Below are 18,431 nucleotides of genomic sequence, written 5' to 3'. Positions count from 1 at the left end.
GCTCTTAATTCGGGTCGATCAGAATTCGAAACCGACCGCGAAGATCGCCTGGCGCGGGGCGATATAAGTCTCGAAGCCCTGGGAACTGCCATAGGGATCCGAGAAGCGCGAATTCACGCCGTCAACGTCGAACAGGTTCGTAACCGTCACGGAGAAGGTCACCGGCGCATCGTCCAGCTTGTAGCTGGCGAACAGGTTCACCGTCTCATAGGCAGGCGTGACGTCGTAGAATTCGTCGTTGAACACGCGGTAATAGAATTCGCCGCGATACTGGAACTGCGCACGGGCCGTGAATTCGCCCGGACCCACGATATTGGTGTAGGTCAGCGCGGCCGAGCCCTGCCAATCCGGCAGTTTCGGCACTTCATTGCCATTGATGTTCACGCGCGCCGCATCGCGGGCCACGGCGGCCGGATAGTAGTTGCTCCAGAACAGCCAGTCCGGATAACCCGCAGCGTTCTGGGCCTCGGTGGCGTCCACCGGATCCAGGGCCAGGTAATCCTCGTCGAATTCGCCGCGCAGCGCGGAAACGCTGCCGTCGAATTTCAGGTTCGGCGTGATCTGCCAGAAGCCTTCCAGCTCAAGACCATAGATATATGCGCCCGGTGCGTTGGCCGTGCCTTCGCCGTAGAGGATGGCGTCCTCGTCCAGGAACTGCATGTTCTTGTAGTCATAGTAGAAGGCCGAGGCATTCAGCTGGACCTTGTCGTCGAAGAAACGGTTCTTGGAACCGAATTCAAACGAATCGACCTTTTCCGGCTTGTAGGTCGGACGGATGCCGTTTTCGAAACCCAACTGCGTGAAGGAGTTGTTTCCGCCATTGAGGCCGCCCGGCTTGAAGCCGCGCGTGAAGCTGGCATAGACCATGTTGTCCGGCGTCAGCTTGTATTCCAGCGCCACCTTGCCGGTCCATTCATTGGTCGACAGGCCCTTGGACGGATCCGGCTGCAGGAACGGACCCGATTCATAATCGGCTGTATCGCTGTTGGTGGCGGATTCGCCTTCATATTCATCGTGGTTGTAACGAATGCCGGCGGTCAGGCTGAAGTCCGGCGTGAATTCATAGGTGCTCTGGAAATAGGCAGCCCATGCCTTGCGGGTAACAGAGGACAGTTCCGCATAGGTAATGACATCAACCGCCGGATCATCAAAAGGCGTGTCGAGCGGCAGGAGCGGGCGCACGAGCTCCTCATCGCTGCCGCGATATTCCAGCACATACTGCTCATTGGTGGATTCCAGATAGACCGCGCCCACGATCCAGCTCAGCGGGCCGCTGGAGTTGGAGGAAATATTGACTTCCTGCGTCCAGCTTTCCGTATCGCTGAGCCATCCGGCGACGTGGTCATACCGCGTGCCGCCATAGATCAGCGGGTTGTAGGTCAGGTCGTAGAACAGATCAGCGGTCAGGCCGTCCGCGTCCCAGGCCTGGTTGCTGTGCAGCTTCTGGTAGCTGGTGATCGACTTGATCGTCGCGAAATCCGTATCGTACTGGACGACGCCATAATAGAGTTCGGTATCGACAACCGAGCTGCCCGGATAATCCTGCGTCAGGATACGCGGATCATCTTCCGGATCGAGCACGTTCTTCTGTGCCGGGCCGTTCGTGTCGCTCTTGGAGTGGATCGTCGTCAGCAAGATGCTGAAATCGTCGGTCGGCTGCCACAGGCCGGAAAGCTTCCAGCCGAAATCATTGGCATCGTCGAGTTCATAATCGCCCTGCACACCGACCACGTCTGTCGCCTTGGCATAGCCATCATGCTGATAAGACTGTGCCGCGGCGCGAATGGCGAAGGTGCTGCCGATCGGCACGTTCACGGCCGCATTGGCTTTCACCAGGTTGTAATTGCCAAGACCCATCTGGGCGTTGCCGGTGACGATATCCAGTTCCGGCCGCTTGGACACGACGTTGATCGTGCCGCCCGTGGAACCCTGGCCGAAAGTCGTCCCCTGGGGGCCACGCAGGATTTCCACCTGACCCACATCGATGAAGGCGGAATTCGCGGCAATGGAGTTGAAGATATACACGCCGTCGACGTGGTAGGACACGCCCGGCTGGGTATTGGTGTTTTCCGGCGTTTCGGACCCGATGCCGCGGATCGTGATGATACGTTCCGCGCCGCCGCTGCGGGCGACGACGAGGCTGGGCACCGAACCGTTGAGGCCGGTGATGTCGGTCACATTGGCCTGGGCCAGAGTGTCCGCGCTGAGCGCCGTCGCCGAAAGCGAGGCATCCTGCATGCTGACATCGACCTTGGCGGCGGTGATGACGATCTCGTTCAGAGTCGGCGTGCCGGCCTCGTCCGCGGCTGCTTCCTCAGCGGCTGCGGCACCAGGGACCAGGACGGCGAGAGCGACTCCTGCCAGAAGGTGTTTCTTGTTGTTCACGAATTTGTCGACCATGTCTCACGATCCCCTGAATGGCTTGCTACCTCAAGGTCCCCTCATCGCCATGTCGGACCGCGATATGCTCCGCGGTTCCGTCTCGGGTTTCATAAGGCCACCAAGCGCATTTCCGATCTTGAGGCGAGGCGTAATACTTATTGACGGAATGGCTCCTGACACCTGGAAGACACAGTCGCAGCGGCGCCCGTCCCGGAATTGGCCGGTTCCGGGTTCGTTGCCGGAACAGGTTTTCTGCGCAAACAGCCAAGACGCTGTCGGGCCGCCATTATAGTTTCCATAGTCAGAATGGTGCCGGCCAATGTCTGACCGCGTACCGAGTCCGGACGACAAGGGAGTCGCCAACACATGTCCGAAATCATCGAGCTGGAACCTGTCAGGACCGACGCCGCATGGCGCGGGGACGAATTATCCACCAAGCAGGACTGGATCTATCTGCTTTCCGAGGAACAGATTGCCGAACTGGAAGCGCTCGGCCAGCGTTTCGTCGAGGAAAATCCCGATCTTCGCTATGTGAAGAAGGAAGACTACCCGCTCGTCGCCTGTGCGGATGCGATCGAGGAATGGGGGCGCGATGTCGATTACGGGCGCGGCTTCACCCTGGTCCGCGGGCTGCGCACCCATATCTATTCCGATGCACTATCCGCCGCGATCTATTACATCCTCGGCCTCTACATGGGCGAGCCGATGCGGCAGAACCAGATGGGCGACGTGATCGACCATGTCTATGCCACTTCGGACAAGACGATGGATGATCCCACCGCCCTGTCCGCCAAGGTACGAGACAAGCTGGTCTATCATTCCGACAGTTCGGATATCGTGTCGCTGATGTGCCTGCGCCCTGCCAAGACGGGCGGCGCATCCTGCCTGGTATCCGGCGCGCAGATCTATAACGAAATCCTCGAACGCAGGCCGGACCTGGCTCCGCTTTTGCTGGAACCCTTCCACTGGGACTGGAAGAAGCAGGATCACGAGGCGCCGTCCAATACCTATACCTCGCCCATCATCAGCATGAAGGATGGCGTGTTCAGCATGTATGCCGGATCGCTCTATATCCTGACTGCGCAGGATTATCCGGAAGTGCCGCGCCTGACGCCGGAACAGATCGAAGTGCTCAAGCTGTTCGACGACATCACTTATGAAGACGGCATGGCAATCGAAATGGATTTCCGCCCCGGCGATATCCAGTGGCTGTCGAACTATGCCGCCCTCCACGCGCGCACATCGTTCGAGGATTTCCCCGAACCGCAGCGCCGCCGCCACCTGCTGCGGCTGTGGCTGCACCGCGATGCGGGCCGCCCGGTGGTGGACGGTTTCGGCAAGAATGGCGTGATCACCCTGCGCGACATGACACCGGCCAGCGGCAAGGAGCATGAGGAGGCGCATTTCCACATTGCCGAAATGGCAGTGCCGCGCCTGATCTCCTGATCGATCGGCCCATTACGCCAACGGAAAGGCGCCGCCGCGATACACGCGGCGGCGCCTTTTTCATTCAGGCCGGAAAATTCCCGGCAAAAGCCAGCTGGGAAACCGGCATACGGCCAGACGGCCCCTCCCGCTCGCGCAGGCCTTCCGGCAATTGCGCGGCATCGCCAATCTTGCCGACCGCTACCGCCGCTTCGATGCGATAGCCTTCGGGGATGCCCAGTTCCTTTTCCGCCTTTTCCATTTCGATGCCGGTCATGCCGTGAACATGCAGCCCGTCATGCGTGGCCTGCAGCGCCATATTGGCCCATGCCGCACCCGCATCGAAGGAATGGCTGTGCGATTCCGCCTTCGGGGACCCGTCCGCCTCGCGCATGAAACGGTCAGAAATCACGAAGACCAGCGCGGATGAGCTTTCCGCCCAGCTGCGATTGAACGGGATCAGCAGGTCGAGAAAACGCTCCCAATCGGGCCCGCCGCGCAGGGCATAGAGGAACCGCCAGGGCTGCACATTATAGGCCGAGGGCGCCCAGCGAGCGGCCTCGAACAGGCTCAGCAGGCTGGCTTCTTCCATCGTGCTGCCGTCAAAAGCACGGGGGGACCAGCGCTGCGTGAAGATCGCTTCTACCGGGTGATCCGTTGCGCGAGTGGGGGTATCCGTCATCTGTGTATCAACCTTCCTTTCCGAGCATTTGAAGAATGCCGAATGTGTCCTTCACATCGGCGAAATTTATCCGCAGATTCAGCAGCGCCGCATTGTGTTCCTCATCACTCACGGCAGCGCAGGCATCGCCCGCCACGATTACCTTGTAGCCCCGCATATAGGCGTCCCGCGCCGTGCTTTCGCAGCAGACATTGGTCAACGTGCCTGCGATCACCAGCATCTCCACGCCCCGTTCCCGAAGCGTGTCGTGCAGGCCGCCCGCCGGACAGGCGAAAGCGCTGTAGCGATATTTGTCGATCACGATGTCATCCGGCCCGACCTCCATCGCGGGATGGAGATCATGCGCCCGCGCGCCCGCCCGCAAAGCGGCGACCGCATCCCGGACATGGGGATCGGACATGTCATATTGCCAGGGCGCCATGGCCAGCGGCGGGTCGTCGCTGACGGTCTGCCGGGTCCAGATCACCTGCCCGCCTGCATCGCGCATGGCCCCCGCCAGCTGGTTGACCGCCGGAATGATATCCATTGCATGAGGGTTGCCGAAAGCTTCCCCCGGCGAGAGAAAGGCCGATTGCATATCCACCACCACCAGCGCCGTATGCGCTGGGTCGATGGCATGGAAATCATTCAGATAGCGTCCGCGCTCGACAGCCCAGCCGGGCAGATCGATCTTATGCACCGGCATCTTCCGGAAAGGCGATGGAGCGGGAATAGTGATCCCAGCGCGTCATTTCCGCGCGCAGCCTGTCGGTCTGATCTTCGGCATAATGCAGCGCATCTTCGCCCAGCAGCAGATGCATCGGCGCGTCCGCTTCTTCCAGCGCGGCGATAATCGCAGCGGCGGCACGCGCCGGATCGCCTTTCTCGTTGCCCTGCCCTTCGTTCAGCGATCGTTTGGCGAAATGGGCCGTATCCGCATAATCATCGATATTCTTACCGGCCACGCGCAGCGATCCGCCGGCAAATTCCGTCCTCATCCCGCCGGGCGCGACATTGGTCACCCTGATACCCAGCGGACCGACTTCCTGCGCCAGCGTCTGGCCAATACATTCCAGCGCATATTTGCTGGCGCCATAGATTGCCGTCCCCGCCCAGGGCGCCAGACCGCTGACCGAAGTAATATTGACGATATGGCCAGCGCTTCGCGCGCGCATCGAAGGCAGCACTGCCTGGATCATCGCCACCGCGCCAAACAGGTTCACATCGAACAGCGCACGCGCATCATCCAGCGATATTTCCTCGATCGCGCCGATCAGGCCATAGCCGGCATTGTTCACCAGCAGGTCAACCGTGTCCAGGCGTTCTTCCGCATCGGCCACAATCCTTGCCGGCGCGGATTGATCGGAAAAGTCGAGCACGCTCGCAAAGGCCCTGCCGGGCGCCAGCGCCTCGAAACTGTCGCGACTTTCCCGGCTGCGCGATGTGCCGAACACACGGTCCCCGCGTTCCAGCGCCGCCAGGGCAACTTCACGCCCCAATCCACCCCCGATTCCGGTAATCAGCCAGTTCTTCATTGCGCGGCCCCTCCTTGGACGACCATTCCTGTTCCCTAAGCGAGTCTGTGCGCCGCGCTTTGCAACAAGACCCGCAATTATTGTCCCTCGGCGCACGAACGGCCCGCTCGCTTGCCGCACAGGCCTCAAACATGCTGATGCGATACGGAAAATCTCGCCAAAGGAGGCAGCCCAATGGCCGTGCAGGTCGCAGGTTCCATCAATGTGGACCTGATCCAGTCCGTCGAACTTCTGCCGCGTCCGGGTGAAACCGTGCTCGCACTTTCCTCCAGCCGCCTGCCCGGCGGCAAAGGCGCGAACCAGGCGGTTGCCGCGGCGAGAATGGGCGCTGCGACCAATATGATCGCGGCGATCGGCGATGATGAAAACGGCCAGTGGATGCGCAGCAAACTGGCCGCCGACAATGTTCATGTGGGCGGCATCGCGACCCTGCCCGGCCAGGCAACCGGCACCGCCTATATCGCGGTGGACCGGAAGGGGGAGAATCAGATCATCGTTGCCTCCGGCGCCAATGCCCGGCTGGCGCCGCTGGACGTGGAATACGCCGCTGCGGAAGCGGATATTTTGCTGGCCCAATTGGAAATACCGATCGAAACTGTGCTTGCCTTCTTCACGGCACCGAGCGCGGAAAGCCGCATCCGAATACTCAATGCGGCACCTGCCCGACCGGAAGCGTCAAGCCTGTTCGCACACACCGACATACTGATCGTGAACGAACATGAACTGGCAGTCTATCTTGGCCTTGATGGCGAATTGTCACATGCGGACAGGGCGCGTGCCGCGCGCGGATTGATAAGCCGGCCCGATCAGATAGTCGTCGTAACGCTGGGCGCGCAGGGCGCGCTGGCCGTGCGCATGGACGATGAACTCCACGTTCCCGCCGCGAAGGTGACGCCGGTGGATACGATCGGCGCGGGGGACTGTTTCACCGGCGCGCTGGCCGCGCTGATCGATGGCGGGCTCGCAGTGGCGGATGCGCTCCCCCTCGCCAATATTGCAGCGGCCCTGTGCACGCAGCAACATGGCGCAATACCCGCCATGCCCACGCGATCGGACGTGGATCGGTTCCTCGCCGCAACGAGTGAGGCCAGCTGACCAAGATAATATGCGCGCGCAGTCAAGAATGGGCGGCGCTTGCCAATACATTCGTAGCCAACGCACAAGACGGGATACGTGAAACATGACCGAGCAAAGCCACACGCCTTTCGGGTTGCCCTCCGACACCGGAGCCAAGGATCTGGGCGTTTTCCTGCCCATCGCCAATGGCGGCTGGATTCTTTCCAGGAACAAGCCGAAGATCGACGGATCCTATGATTATTGCCGCGATGCAGCCGTGCTGGCGGAAAAGCACGGCCTCGACTTCGCGATGGCGATGGCGAAATATCGCGGTTTCGGCGGCGAAACCGAACATTGGGACTACCAGCTCGATTCCTACATGACCGTGGCGGCCATTGCCGAAGCCACCAAGCGGGTGAAGGTCTGGGGCACGGTCCACACGCTGCTGCAGAATCCGGGCGTGGTCGCCAAGATGACGGCGACACTGGACCAGATCAGCCATGGCCGCGCCGGGCTGAACGTCGTCACCGGCTCCTACAAGGATGAATTCGCGCAGATGGGCGCGTGGCGCGACGATGTCGATCACGACCAGCGCTATGATCTTGCCTATGAATGGATCCAGGCGATCAAGGCGCTCTGGACCGAGGATTCGGTGACGAAGCACGGCAAGTATTTCACGCTGGAAGATTGCCGTTCGCAGCCCAAGCCTTCCACCCGCCCCTTCATCGTCTGCGCCGGCACTTCCAAGAAGGGTATGCGCTTCACGGCAGAGGAAACCGACGCGATCTTCCTTTCGGGCGGCACGCCGGAAGAACTGAAGAAGGCCAGCGAAGCGGCCAAGGAAGCGGCTGCCGAAATCGGCAAGACCATCCGCACCTATTCGATGATGACCCCGGTGATCGGTGAAACCGATGCCGAGGCGGAAGCCTTCGCGCAGAATATCCGCGACGGGTTCGACGAAGGTGCTCTGCACGGCATGATGCGCGCTTATGGTTTCCTCGACAGCGAAATCGGCAAGGAAAACGACTTCACGCGCAAGAGCCGTGCCGGCTTCATGACGCCGCATGTCATCGGATCGCCCGAAACGGTGACCGAAAAGCTGACCGAATTGTTCGAGGTTTCCGGCACGGACGGCCTGATGCTGATCTTCCCGGATTACATCAAGGACATCCCGATCTTCGCCGAAACCGTACTGCCTGCGCTGCGTGAAAGCTTCCCCGGCAAGGCTCCGGTCAATGGTTGAGGCGTCTGCCGCGCAATTGCCGATGGTCGATCCGGCCGGGCTTCCGCCGATGATCGTGCCTGAACGCACGGCTCTGGTGGTGGTGGATATCCAGAAGGATTTCGCCGCGCCGGACGGGTTGCTGGGCCGGGTCGGCGTCGATCTGGCCTGCGCGGAGGAGGCGATCGACCGGATCGAGGAACTGATCGCCGCGGCCCGCAAGGCCGGGGCGACAGTCGCCTTCATGCGGGTAGTCACCACGCCGGAAACGGATTCCAACGCGCTGAAAACCTATATGGCGCGCACTGGCCAGCCCGGCGGCGAAGCGATCTGCCGGGTGGCGGATGGCGGGGCCGATTACTATCGCGTCTCGCCCGAAGCCGGCGATATCGAGATCGACAAGCTGATGTTCGACAGTTTCCACGGCACGGATCTGGAACAGCAATTGCGGGATCGCGGGATCGATACGGTCGTGATGACGGGCCTCAGCACCGATTGCTGCGTGGATTCGACCGCTCGCGCCGCCTTCCATCGTGATTTTCATGTCTTCGTGGTCGCAGATGCCTGCGCCGCCTATGACGCGGACCTGCACAATCACACGCTGCAAGTTCTGGCGAAGAATTGCGCGATACTGACGAACAGCGATGCAGTCAGGGAAGCCTGGTCAGCATGAATGCAATGGCGGCGAGCAGGCGTGACAAGCTCGGCATCCTGATCGCCGCCACGACCGGCAGCGCGCTGGCCACCACGGCCACCGTCCATGCCGTATTCGGGACGTTCCTTGTCCCACTCTCGGAAAGTTTCGGCTGGAGCCGCGCCAGCATCTCGCTCGTGCTGGCGATCCTCGCGCTCACGGGTGCGATCGTCTATCCGCTCGCGGGGCGATATGCGGACCGGCACGGGACCCGCAGGATGATCCTGGCGGGCAATGCCCTGCTCGCGCTGTCGGTTGGTGCGCTGGCACTGACCAGCGGAAGCCTGTTCCAGTTCTATCTCACCTATCTGGCAATCGGCATTTTCGGCGCCTTGCCGGCCACGGCCATCTTCTCGAAACTGGTGGCGGAATGGTTTGACGAAAATCGCGGTACGGCTCTGGGCGTCACGGCCGGTCTCGGCAACGGCCTGGGCGCCGTGCTCATCCCGATCCTCGCGGCGGTGCTGGTTTCCAGAGAGGGGTGGCGCGCAGGCTATGTGGGCATTGCGGCGGTCATCCTGCTGGTCGGCTTCCCGATCTTCTTCTTCCTTCTGAAAGACGCACCCGGATCTGCCGGGAAAGAAACGGGCAGCGGCACCAGGGCGATAGAGGGGCTTTCCCTTGCAGAAGCCGTCCGCCTGCCCATTTTCTGGCTGATCATGATCGCAATCGCTGCCGGCGGGGGCATTTCCACCGCAGTTCTCAGCCATGTCGTGCCGATATTGGGCGATCGCGGCTTCAGCCTTGCGACGGGCACGGCGGTAGTCAGCATTTTTGCCCTGGTGGGCTCGATCTGGCAGATCGCCACCGGGAGAATTCTCGACAGGACCAAGGGGCCGCAAGTCGTCGTGCCGATGTATGGGCTCGCCATTCTCGGCCTGCTCCTGCTCGAATTCGGGCAATCGACCATGCTGCTGCTGATTGGCGGAGTCTGCCTTGGCATTGCGCTGGGTTCGCAATTCGGCTCGCTGCCTTTCTTCATCGCCCGTTATTTCGGGTTGAAGAATTTCGGGACGATCATCGGCGTCATGTATTCGGGCGTCATCGCGGCACAGGGCATTACACCCGTCCTGCTGGACCTCGCCTATGACAGCCAGGGAACCTATCGCGGCGCGATCTATGTCTGCATCGCGGTGATGGCATTGGGCAGCCTGCTGCTGTTCCTTCTTCCCGCCTATCGGATGGATCCTGCCCTGCCCGAAACCGCGGGCGTGGCGGCACATTGACGAAATCGCGTTGCCAAGAGGCTGTGCGCCGGCAATCAAGACGGCTTGCAGTACCGGCCACATATTCCATGACCATAGGGTCAAAGCAGAACGAGTCGGGCAATGGTATTTGACGGACGACTGAAATATCTCGTCTTGGCAGCGCTTAGCCTGCTATTCTTCGTGTTAAATGCCTGCACGTTCAATGGCTTGGGCGTAGTTCTTCCCTATATGGTTGAAGAATTGGGCTGGGCCTGGGCCGTTGCTGGCCTTGGTTTTACATTTCTCGGCGTTGCCTGCGGGCTTTCCAGTCTTGCCCCGGCCATCGCCATTCGCCGTATCGGTGTGGCAAAGACCATGCTTCTGGGCGGCGTGATCCTGCTGATCGGTTTCAGCTGCATGGCCATGGCACAGACGGCCTATTCCTATTTCATCGGCACGATCTTCCTCGGCATCGGATTTTCGCTTTGTGGGACCACTACGGCGGTCAATGTGATCTCCCACTCCTTCCAGCGGGCATCCACTGCGATCGGCATTTATTTCACCGCCGGCGGATTGGGTGCAGTTGCCGGTCCTCTGATCGTTTACGCCACGCAGGAAATCGCCGGCGACTGGCGCTATTACTGGGCCGGTGCTGCTGTTTCCTCCATGCTGCTCTCGATCTTCGCCGCCATCGTGACGCGCAATCGCAGCGATCTGCTGACGGATGACAAGACCGCCCGCCCCGCGGCACCGCAGGCTGGCTGGCTCGCCCGCGATGCGTTGCGCACCGTGCAATATTACATCGTCGTGGGCGCCTACACCGCGTTCCTGCTGATCAACACCACCGTGCATGGCTTCGCCGTGCAGCATCTTGCCGAAACGGGCCTGACCATGGGCGGCGCCGCCACGGCCATGAGTGCAATCGCGCTGATCAGCGCCGCCGGATCCATGGGTGCCGGTGTCGCCGGTGAAAAGCTGGGTGCGCGGGAGCTGACCATGATCTCGCTGGGCGCGACCGTTGTGGGCGTGCTGGCGCTGGTCGCCGGGGGCAGCTGGCTGGCCGTCGCCGTTGCGATCATCGGCCTCGGTATCGGTTTCGGCTTCAGCTATGTCAGCACGGCCAATCTGCTGCTGGACCTGTTCGGCAAGCGTTCCAATCTCGAACTTTATTCCACGATGAGCCTGATCTCGACCGCGGCGGCTGTCGGCCCTGCACTGGGCGGCATGATCCGCGACGATACGGGCAGTTTCTCGCTGGTCTTTATCGGCTGCGCAGCCTTGGGCTTCATCTTCCTGGTGGCCCTGTTCGGAATGCGCCCGCCGCAGGAACCGGCCGATATCGTGGATGCCCAGCCTGTTCCGGCTGAATAGAATCATGACTGAAAATACGACAAATGCCGGCGTGCCTTTCGCCGATCCCGCCAAGGCCCCTTATCCGATCAGCGAGCAGGAGCGCGCCGCCATCGCCGCCGCAATCGACCAGGACGAACTGGTCGAACTGGCACTGGAACTGGGCAACATTCCCAGCCGGAGCCGGGAAGAGGCAGAAGCCGCGCAATATGTCTTCGACTGGATGGACCGCGAAGGTTTCCAGCCCCGTCGCTGCGGAGCGACACCCGAACGGCCGAATATCATCGGTGAATATGGCGGCAGCGGCGTTGGCGCCAATCTCCTCTTCACCGCCCATCTGGATACGGAAAGCCCCAGCGGCGATTATTCGCAGGACAAGTTCCGTTACAAGGAAACGACCCTGCGCGATCCGGAATGGACCCAGTGCTGGAAGGACGAGGAAGGCCGTCTGCGCGGCTATCCCATTTCCAATGATCGCGGGCCCATGTCCTGTTTCATGATCGCGGCAAAGGCGCTGAAAAAGGCCGGGATCGGCCTGGCCGGCAAATGCTGGCTCACCGCATGTCCGGGTGAAATCGGCCCCGAACCCATAGAGGAGTTCGAAGGGATCGATTATCTGGGCAAGGATATCGGCGCCCATTATCTGTTCCATCACGGCGGCGTCGCGCCGGATTATGCGATTGCCGCGGAAGGCACCGATTTCGGCCTCACCTGGCAGGGATGCGGCTATGCCGTGTTCCGCGTGCGTATCTTTGGCTCGGGGATGTTCACGCCCATCCTCGAAACGCCGGAATCGGTTTCCGGGCATCCCAATCCGATCTACCGGCTGGGCCCGGTGATCGAAGCGCTGCACGGCTTCGGCCGGCGCTGGGAAGCCGAAAGCGCGCATGAAACGCCGGGCGGCCTGTCCCAGCCAAAAGTGCAGATCGCATCCGTTCGTGCGGGAATGCCGACCGATTATGGCGCCGGGACAGAAGTCTGCGCCCTCTATGTCGAAGTCGGCCTCGCCCCCGGTCAGAAATCGGCCGACGCCTATCACCGCATCACCGCCGCCATGCGCGATGTCGATGTGCAGAGCTTCGATGTCGAACCCGTGGTCGTGCGTCACGGATTCGAGGCAAGGCCGCAGGAAGTAGCGCCTCTTTCCGGCGCGGTCGACGCGGCGACCCGGCTTGCCCGCGGCGCCCCGCTGGAACGGGCCCATCCGGTCTATTCGAGCATGTGGCGCGACCAGAACGTGTTCAACATGCACGGCATCCCCGCAGTCACTACGGGAATGCCGCGCTGGAGGCCGACACCGGAAGACATGGCCAGCAGCGCACTGGTCTATGCACTGACCATGCTTGCCATTTGCGGCCGGGACGATAGTGGCCTGTCCGGGAATGAGACATCTTCCGTCTATGGTGGCAACGACACGCCATTCTGACGGCGTCTTTTCGTCCCTCTTCAACGGAAGGAGTTCCCTTCCCGGCCCGGATTGCTATTAGGGCGTCGGGGGACCTGAGCTTGTAGTCAAGAGTGCCCATTTGCGTTTCACAACCAATGCCTATCCCAAGGAACAGCGCCGCGATTCCTGGCGCTTCGCCCTCAAACGCGTGTCGATTACGCTGGAGGCGGCGGAGGAGGCCAATCTCTACGGCGAGCTGATCCAGTTTCGCAGCGATGCGGGCATGGGCTTCGTCCGCATTGTCGGCACTGCGCAGGAATATGGCGTGGATTTCCGCGATGCGCCCGGCAGTCTGTGGCTGGTCGTTCTGCTCGACGGATCGGGCGTGGCGCGCAGCGGTTCCGAAACAATATCGCTGAATGACGGCGACATGGTCTGCGGCCGGGGCGAAACGCCGCTCTCGCTGGAACTCACCACGGATCACCGCATCCTGCTGCTGAATATTCCCGCAGCTTCGCTGGACCAGCGGCTGAAGGCTCCCCTGCCGGAAAAACCACGCCATCTGGCGGTGGAAGGCGGCCCCGCCCGTGTTCTGTCCGGTATGTTGCGGTCCATCGGCGAAATGGGCAGCGAAGTCACGCAGGAGGATCTGCGGCCGGTGGAACTGGCGCTGCCCGAATTCCTGCTGGCCAGCCTGTTGAGCGATGCGCCCTCGCGCGCGCTGGGCGGTGCGGCCGGTATGCGCGCAGCCCTGCTGGAACGTATCTTCCAGACGATCGAGATGCGCCTTTCCGATCCGAACCTGAATTATCAGCAAGTGGCCAGCGAGCACGGCATTTCCCCGCGCTATCTGCAGAAATTGTTCGAATCCATCGATGACAGTTTCGGCCATTATGTGAAGGTACGGCGGCTGGAACGCTGCCGGCTGGACCTGCGCAGTCCGTTGCACGCGCAGAAATCCATCTCCGACATATTGTTTCAGTGGGGCTTCAACGATTCCGCCTCCTTCAGCCGCGCCTTCCGCGAACAATATGGCGTGTCTCCGCGCGAATATCGCAAGATGCCGCCCAGCGAAGAGGCGGAAAACACCGAGACGCTGCGACGCGGCCGGCCGACCCAGGCAAGCAAGCGCGGATCGGGCGATGCGGAAGAAAGGCTGGAAGAAACCGATCTCGGCACGCTGGAACCCGTTGTTGCCCTGCCCATGTCGGATGAAGGCACCGTGCGGCATCACCACCTGCCGGTCAGCCCGAAGACAGTGCACTGGGGCTATTTCAGCTCGCTGATAAAGCCTGCGATAACCGTGCGTTCCGGCGATTTCGTGACAGTGGAAACGCTGACCCACCACGCAAATGACGATCCCGAACGGATGGTCCAGGGAGATGAAGGCGCGGAGAGCGTCTATCACTGGGACAAGGATGGAAAGGCCGTTGAACGCCGCGGCGCCGGTCCGATGGATGCCAGCGCCCTTGGCCGCGGCGCGGGCGAAGGTTTCGGCGTACATATCTGCACGGGCCCCATCGCGATCACGGACGCGCAGCCGGGTGACATTATCGAGGTCAGGATCCTCAGCCTGGAACCGCGCCGCAGCTGCAATCCCCGCTTCCAGGGCAAGGCTTTCGGCAGCAATGCGGCCACGTTCTGGGGCTTCCAGTATAATGACCTGCTGACGCAGCCGAAGCGCGAAGTGGTGACCATTTACGAGGTGGAAACCGGCAGCGAACGTATGCCGACAGCCCATGCCGTCTATTCCTATCGCTGGACGCCGCAGACCGATCCCTATGGCATCGTGCATGACCGTTACGATTATCCAGGGGTGCCGGTCGATCCCGAAACGATCGAGCGGAAATATGACATCCTGCGCGACGTGGAAATTCCGATCCGCCCGCATTTCGGCGTGATCGCCCTCGCCCCGGCCCATGCCGGCCCGGTCGATACCATTCCGCCCAGTTCCTTTGGCGGCAATCTGGACAATTGGCGCACCGGCCCGGGATCGAGCGTGTTTCTGCCCGTGCAGGTCGCAGGTGGCCTGCTGTCACTGGGCGATCCCCATGCCTCGCAGGGTGATTCCGAGCTTTGCGGGACTGCTATCGAATGTTCGATGACGGCCCTGATCCAGGTGATCCGCCATCCCGCAGGCGAATTGCAGGGCCAGTTGCGCGATCTGGATTACCCGCTGATCGAAACGGACACTGAATGGGTGATCCTGGGATTCAGCCATCCGGATTATCTGATGGAACTGGGCGAGGATGCGCAAAGCGAGGTCTACAAGACCGCATCCATCGACAGCGCCATGCGCGATGCATTCCGCAAGGCCCGCCGTTTCCTGATGACGACCAAAAATCTGGACGAGGACGAGGCGATTTCCCTGCTGTCAGTTGCCGTGGATTTCGGCATCAGTCAGGTCGCCAACGGCAATTGGGGCGCCCATGCGGTGATCCGCAAGGAATTGTTCACCGCCTGATCGGCAGCAGACACCAGCCTTCGCAAAGAAAAATGGCCGGGGATCACCCGGCCATTTTTTTATCAATAAGGCTTGTCACCCGCGATCGTGACGCGGAAGCCGGAACGCGTTTCCGGGAAATAGTCCCAGGTGGCGAAATGCTGCGTGCAGCGATTGTCCCAGAAGGCCACCGAATTCGGCTGCCAGCGGAAGCGAACCTGGAAGTTCGGGTTCTTCACATGCTCTGTCAGGAAGGTCAGCACGGCATCGCTTTCTTCCTTGGACAATTCATTGATCCGCGTCGTCTTCGACTTGGAAATGAACAGGCATTTCTTCTTGGTCACCGGATGGGTGCGAACGACCGGATGGGTGTTGCGCGGATAGGTCTTTTCCACATCGGGGAAGAGTTCGCGATAGATGTGGTTGGAATCATGCACGGCCGTAAGCGGATCAAGGAACGCCTTCATCGCAGGCGATAGCGCTTCATAGGCGGCATACATGCTGGACCACAGCGTATCGCCGCCTGCCGGCGGGACCGTGTGCATATACAGAATGCTGCCCATTGGCGGTTCGGCATCTTCGGACAGGTCCGAATGCCAATCTTCCCCGGCCACGAACTTGCTGTTCGCATCCGCATGGATCGCCACGATTTCGGGATGATCCTCCAGCCCGGAAACCCCGCTATGCAGCGCAAGGTCGCCGAAATAGCGGCCGAGACGCTTGTGGCCTTCATGTTCCAGATTCTGATCGCGGAAGAAGATCACCTGATGTTCCATCAGTGCTTCATGCAGTTCGCCCACCACTTTTTCATCAAGCGGTTCGTTCAGATCGACGCCAAATATTTCCGCGCCGATCCGCTTCGTCATCGGGCGGACATCGAGCACATCATACGTCATGGAATTGTTTCCTCGGAGAGTGGACTGACAGGATAGTAAGCCAGCCCGCCCCTGCAAATCTTGCCTTTGGGCGCAGGCTGGATTGTCCGGCAACGCGCCTCAATGCACTTCGCCGGTGGCACGGGCTCGATTACGGGTGTCGCGGGGCGCCTCGCCATAGCGTTCGCGATAGGCGCGGCTGAAATGGGCCGACTGGCTGAAGCCCCAGCGATAACAGATTTCGGAAATACTCAGCTGGGCATGGAGCGGGCTCTGCAATTCCGCGCGCGCGCGCTCCAGCCGGCGGGCCTTGATATAACCGATCACGGTCTGGCCGAACTTGGAGAATAGCTGCTGCAGATAACGGACGGAAACGCCCTCCCCCGCGGCGACCGACCGGACGCTGAGATCCGGATCGCCCAGCCGGGTTTCGATGGCGCGACATACCCGTTCAAACTGGCGCGCACGCTGCCCGGCCATGCCCCCTTGCGCCGCCGGCCCGCCGGATTGGGCCAGCGCCGGAACCAGCAATTCGATCAGGGCGCTTTCAACCGGCCCGTGATCCCCGGCGTGTTTTGCATCCAGAGAACCGGCTAGGCTGTGCAGCAGGGCCAGCAAGGCGTGGCTGGAAAGCGTTTCGGGTTCGAGGATGGAAACGCGTTCATCCACCGGCGCCAGAAGCCTGGTGTCGATCGCCACTTTGGGAATACGCACGAAGAGCTGGCGGAACGGGCCGCCGAACCGCAATGCGGCATCGACGCCCGTCGCACCGTAAATCAGCATTCCCGGTGAAAGATCAACTGTCTCCTGGCCGACTTCCAGCCTGCCGCAGCCTTCGATCAGCAATCCCAGCCACAAGCCGGGAATTGCCCCTGGCGTGCGCCCCGCGATGATCTGCGGGCCGCCCGAAACCAGCGCATATTCGAAGCCCATCGGCGTCGTCACGGCCGTAACCGTGCCTTCCGCCCCGGCATCGCGCGCCGGTTCCGCAAATGGCAGATGGAGGCGGCGCATGGCACCGGCCCATGCGCTTGCCCGTTCTCCCAGGGGCAGGCAGGCCGCATTGAACGACCAGGCCGCCCCATCGGCGGGTGCGGCCTGGTTCATTGGCTCACTCCGGATCCTTTACACTGCCCTTGGCAGGAAAGATGCCGCGGTCGATCTTCACATGGATGCCCTGCGTGCCATCGACGACCTGCGTGACGCCGAAATCGGCGGCGACGCTCATCAGCGAATAGGCATCTGTCCTGGACAGCCCCTGCTGTTCATTCAGCAGCTTGATCATGTCGAGCGAGGCGCCCTTCATGGCCTGGTCGAGATCATCGCCGAAACCGTGGACGATCCAGTGATCGGGCGTTTCCAGCAGCGGAGACGGGAATTCGAAGTCCTTGCGCACGATCACCTGAAACAGCACGTCCAGCGACGCTTCGATCGCGGTACCGCTGATCTCGCCATCGCCCTGGCCGACATGGGGATCGCCGATGGAGAACAATGCGCCCTTCACCTGCACCGGATAATACATCCGCGAATTCGCGCCGATCCGCCAATTGTCGATATTGCCGCCATGCACGCCCGGTGGGATCGTGCTAATCGGTTCGTTCACTGCCGGGGCCACGCCGGCGGTGCCCAGATGCGGGCGAGCGGGAATGGTGACACCTTTCAGAGCCGGCTGACGATCGCAGGCCGGGCAGTGGGTGATGCGCCCTGGCGTGAGATATTTCTCTTCCACGTCATAGGCATAGAGCGCCCGCGCCGTATTGGCATTCGGGTCCAGCTCGTAAATGGTGACGCGTTCCGTCTCGCCGAATTCCTGGTAGAGATGGCCCCAGTTCGCCTGCAGGTTGCAGCCGTAATTGAAACGCGGCGTCATCTGGAAATAGCGGACTTCCAGCATATCGCCCGGCTCCGCATCCTCGACATAGATCGGGCCGGTCATGATGTGCACGCCGGGTGAGCGGGTGGACGGATCGATTTCGGTGAAGATACGCTGGATATCCTCGTCGAACATCAATTCGGGATCGTCGCCCGCGTGATGCGTGACTGCCTGCGCTTGAATCAGGTCGCCGCTCTGCACTCTCAGGGCCGGCTTCAATTCGGGCGAGAAGAAGCCCCAGTGAACCGTTTCGGGTACTGCCCGAAGATAATGCAGGGCACGCGGCTGGACTTCCGCACGCCGCAAACCGTGGTCACAGATCAACGCCATGTCTTTCCCCT

Annotated in this window: 15 protein-coding genes; 8 read left to right on the top strand and 7 right to left on the bottom strand. The window is 61.3% G+C overall.

What is annotated here, in order from left to right; translation table 11 throughout:
* Nucleotides 1-18: 18 nt before the first annotated feature.
* A complete protein-coding gene (locus WYH_RS00335) occupies nucleotides 19-2,400 on the bottom strand; it encodes a TonB-dependent receptor (RefSeq protein ID WP_082347685.1) in 2,382 nt (793 codons plus the stop codon).
* Nucleotides 2,401-2,748: 348 nt separating this feature from the next.
* Between WYH_RS00335 and WYH_RS00330 the strand changes: the two genes are divergently transcribed.
* On the top strand, nucleotides 2,749-3,828 hold the full coding sequence (locus tag WYH_RS00330; protein WP_046902238.1) for a TauD/TfdA family dioxygenase: 1,080 nt from the start codon (nucleotides 2,749-2,751) through the stop codon (nucleotides 3,826-3,828).
* Nucleotides 3,829-3,892: 64 nt separating this feature from the next.
* Here the strand turns inward: WYH_RS00330 and WYH_RS00325 are convergent, their stop codons facing one another.
* Genes WYH_RS00325 through WYH_RS00315 form a run of 3 tightly spaced genes read right to left on the bottom strand, consistent with a single transcriptional unit; the run spans nucleotide 3,893 to nucleotide 6,003 of the window.
* Entirely contained in the window at nucleotides 3,893-4,489 is a 597-nt protein-coding gene (locus WYH_RS00325) for a nitroreductase family protein (protein WP_046902237.1), read from the bottom strand.
* Nucleotides 4,490-4,496: 7 nt separating this feature from the next.
* On the bottom strand, nucleotides 4,497-5,168 hold the full coding sequence (locus WYH_RS00320; RefSeq protein ID WP_046904651.1) for a cysteine hydrolase family protein: 672 nt from the start codon (nucleotides 5,166-5,168) through the stop codon (nucleotides 4,497-4,499).
* Nucleotides 5,161-6,003 carry an oxidoreductase gene (locus WYH_RS00315; RefSeq protein WP_046902236.1) on the bottom strand — a complete coding sequence of 281 codons (843 nt, stop codon included), beginning with the start codon at nucleotides 6,001-6,003 and terminating at the stop codon, nucleotides 5,161-5,163. Before WYH_RS00315 ends, WYH_RS00320 begins: the two co-directional genes overlap by 8 nt.
* 174 nt (nucleotides 6,004-6,177) lie before the next feature.
* Here WYH_RS00315 and WYH_RS00310 point away from each other — a divergent pair, with 174 nt between their 5' ends.
* From WYH_RS00310 to WYH_RS00280, 7 genes are all read left to right on the top strand, one after another.
* Nucleotides 6,178-7,098, top strand: a complete 921-nt coding sequence (locus tag WYH_RS00310) for a ribokinase (RefSeq protein ID WP_046902235.1) — start codon at nucleotides 6,178-6,180, stop codon at nucleotides 7,096-7,098.
* Nucleotides 7,099-7,183: 85 nt separating this feature from the next.
* Nucleotides 7,184-8,302, top strand: coding sequence for an LLM class flavin-dependent oxidoreductase (locus WYH_RS00305; protein WP_046902234.1), 1,119 nt, complete (start codon nucleotides 7,184-7,186; stop codon nucleotides 8,300-8,302).
* Nucleotides 8,295-8,954, top strand: a complete 660-nt coding sequence (locus tag WYH_RS00300; RefSeq protein WP_082347683.1) for a cysteine hydrolase family protein — start codon at nucleotides 8,295-8,297, stop codon at nucleotides 8,952-8,954. The genes WYH_RS00305 and WYH_RS00300 overlap by 8 nt, the downstream gene beginning before the upstream one ends.
* Nucleotides 8,951-10,201, top strand: a complete 1,251-nt coding sequence (locus WYH_RS00295) for an MFS transporter (protein WP_046902232.1) — start codon at nucleotides 8,951-8,953, stop codon at nucleotides 10,199-10,201. The genes WYH_RS00300 and WYH_RS00295 overlap by 4 nt, the downstream gene beginning before the upstream one ends.
* A gap of 102 nt (nucleotides 10,202-10,303) precedes the next feature.
* Entirely contained in the window at nucleotides 10,304-11,533 is a 1,230-nt protein-coding gene (locus WYH_RS00290) for an MFS transporter (RefSeq protein WP_046902231.1), read from the top strand.
* Between the two features lie 4 nt (nucleotides 11,534-11,537).
* Nucleotides 11,538-12,938 (top strand): zinc-binding metallopeptidase family protein, encoded by a 1,401-nt coding sequence (locus WYH_RS00285; RefSeq protein WP_046904650.1) that lies wholly within the window; start codon nucleotides 11,538-11,540, stop codon nucleotides 12,936-12,938.
* Nucleotides 12,939-13,038: 100 nt separating this feature from the next.
* Nucleotides 13,039-15,363: an acetamidase/formamidase family protein gene (locus WYH_RS00280; RefSeq protein ID WP_046902230.1), complete on the top strand. Its 2,325-nt coding sequence runs from the start codon at nucleotides 13,039-13,041 to the stop codon at nucleotides 15,361-15,363.
* 62 nt (nucleotides 15,364-15,425) lie between these two features.
* Here the strand turns inward: WYH_RS00280 and WYH_RS00275 are convergent, their stop codons facing one another.
* From WYH_RS00275 to WYH_RS00265, 3 genes are all read right to left on the bottom strand, one after another.
* The gene (locus tag WYH_RS00275) at nucleotides 15,426-16,238 is read right to left on the bottom strand and encodes a TauD/TfdA dioxygenase family protein (protein WP_046902229.1); all 813 of its coding nucleotides are present in this window, start codon (nucleotides 16,236-16,238) and stop codon (nucleotides 15,426-15,428) included.
* A gap of 99 nt (nucleotides 16,239-16,337) precedes the next feature.
* Nucleotides 16,338-17,324: a helix-turn-helix domain-containing protein gene (locus tag WYH_RS00270; protein WP_046902228.1), complete on the bottom strand. Its 987-nt coding sequence runs from the start codon at nucleotides 17,322-17,324 to the stop codon at nucleotides 16,338-16,340.
* A 4-nt stretch (nucleotides 17,325-17,328) separates the two neighbouring features.
* Entirely contained in the window at nucleotides 17,329-18,420 is a 1,092-nt protein-coding gene (locus WYH_RS00265; RefSeq protein ID WP_046902227.1) for an acetamidase/formamidase family protein, read from the bottom strand.
* Nucleotides 18,421-18,431 lie beyond the last annotated feature (11 nt).

The organism is Croceibacterium atlanticum (assembly GCF_001008165.2).
Classification (GTDB): Bacteria; Pseudomonadota; Alphaproteobacteria; order Sphingomonadales; family Sphingomonadaceae; genus Croceibacterium_C; species Croceibacterium_C atlanticum.
This window is presented reverse-complemented; position numbering and strand designations above follow the sequence as displayed.

Coding starts and splice junctions, on each gene's coding strand:
- WYH_RS00285 (WP_046904650.1), top strand. CDS start 11,538: ATGACTGAAAATACGACAAATGCCGGCGTGCCTTTCGCCGATCCCGCC.
- WYH_RS00315 (WP_046902236.1), bottom strand. CDS start 6,003: ATGAAGAACTGGCTGATTACCGGAATCGGGGGTGGATTGGGGCGTGAA.
- WYH_RS00305 (WP_046902234.1), top strand. CDS start 7,184: ATGACCGAGCAAAGCCACACGCCTTTCGGGTTGCCCTCCGACACCGGA.
- WYH_RS00330 (WP_046902238.1), top strand. CDS start 2,749: ATGTCCGAAATCATCGAGCTGGAACCTGTCAGGACCGACGCCGCATGG.
- WYH_RS00300 (WP_082347683.1), top strand. CDS start 8,295: ATGGTTGAGGCGTCTGCCGCGCAATTGCCGATGGTCGATCCGGCCGGG.
- WYH_RS00270 (WP_046902228.1), bottom strand. CDS start 17,324: ATGAACCAGGCCGCACCCGCCGATGGGGCGGCCTGGTCGTTCAATGCG.
- WYH_RS00335 (WP_082347685.1), bottom strand. CDS start 2,400: ATGGTCGACAAATTCGTGAACAACAAGAAACACCTTCTGGCAGGAGTC.
- WYH_RS00310 (WP_046902235.1), top strand. CDS start 6,178: ATGGCCGTGCAGGTCGCAGGTTCCATCAATGTGGACCTGATCCAGTCC.
- WYH_RS00325 (WP_046902237.1), bottom strand. CDS start 4,489: ATGACGGATACCCCCACTCGCGCAACGGATCACCCGGTAGAAGCGATC.
- WYH_RS00265 (WP_046902227.1), bottom strand. CDS start 18,420: ATGGCGTTGATCTGTGACCACGGTTTGCGGCGTGCGGAAGTCCAGCCG.
- WYH_RS00290 (WP_046902231.1), top strand. CDS start 10,304: ATGGTATTTGACGGACGACTGAAATATCTCGTCTTGGCAGCGCTTAGC.
- WYH_RS00295 (WP_046902232.1), top strand. CDS start 8,951: ATGAATGCAATGGCGGCGAGCAGGCGTGACAAGCTCGGCATCCTGATC.
- WYH_RS00275 (WP_046902229.1), bottom strand. CDS start 16,238: ATGACGTATGATGTGCTCGATGTCCGCCCGATGACGAAGCGGATCGGC.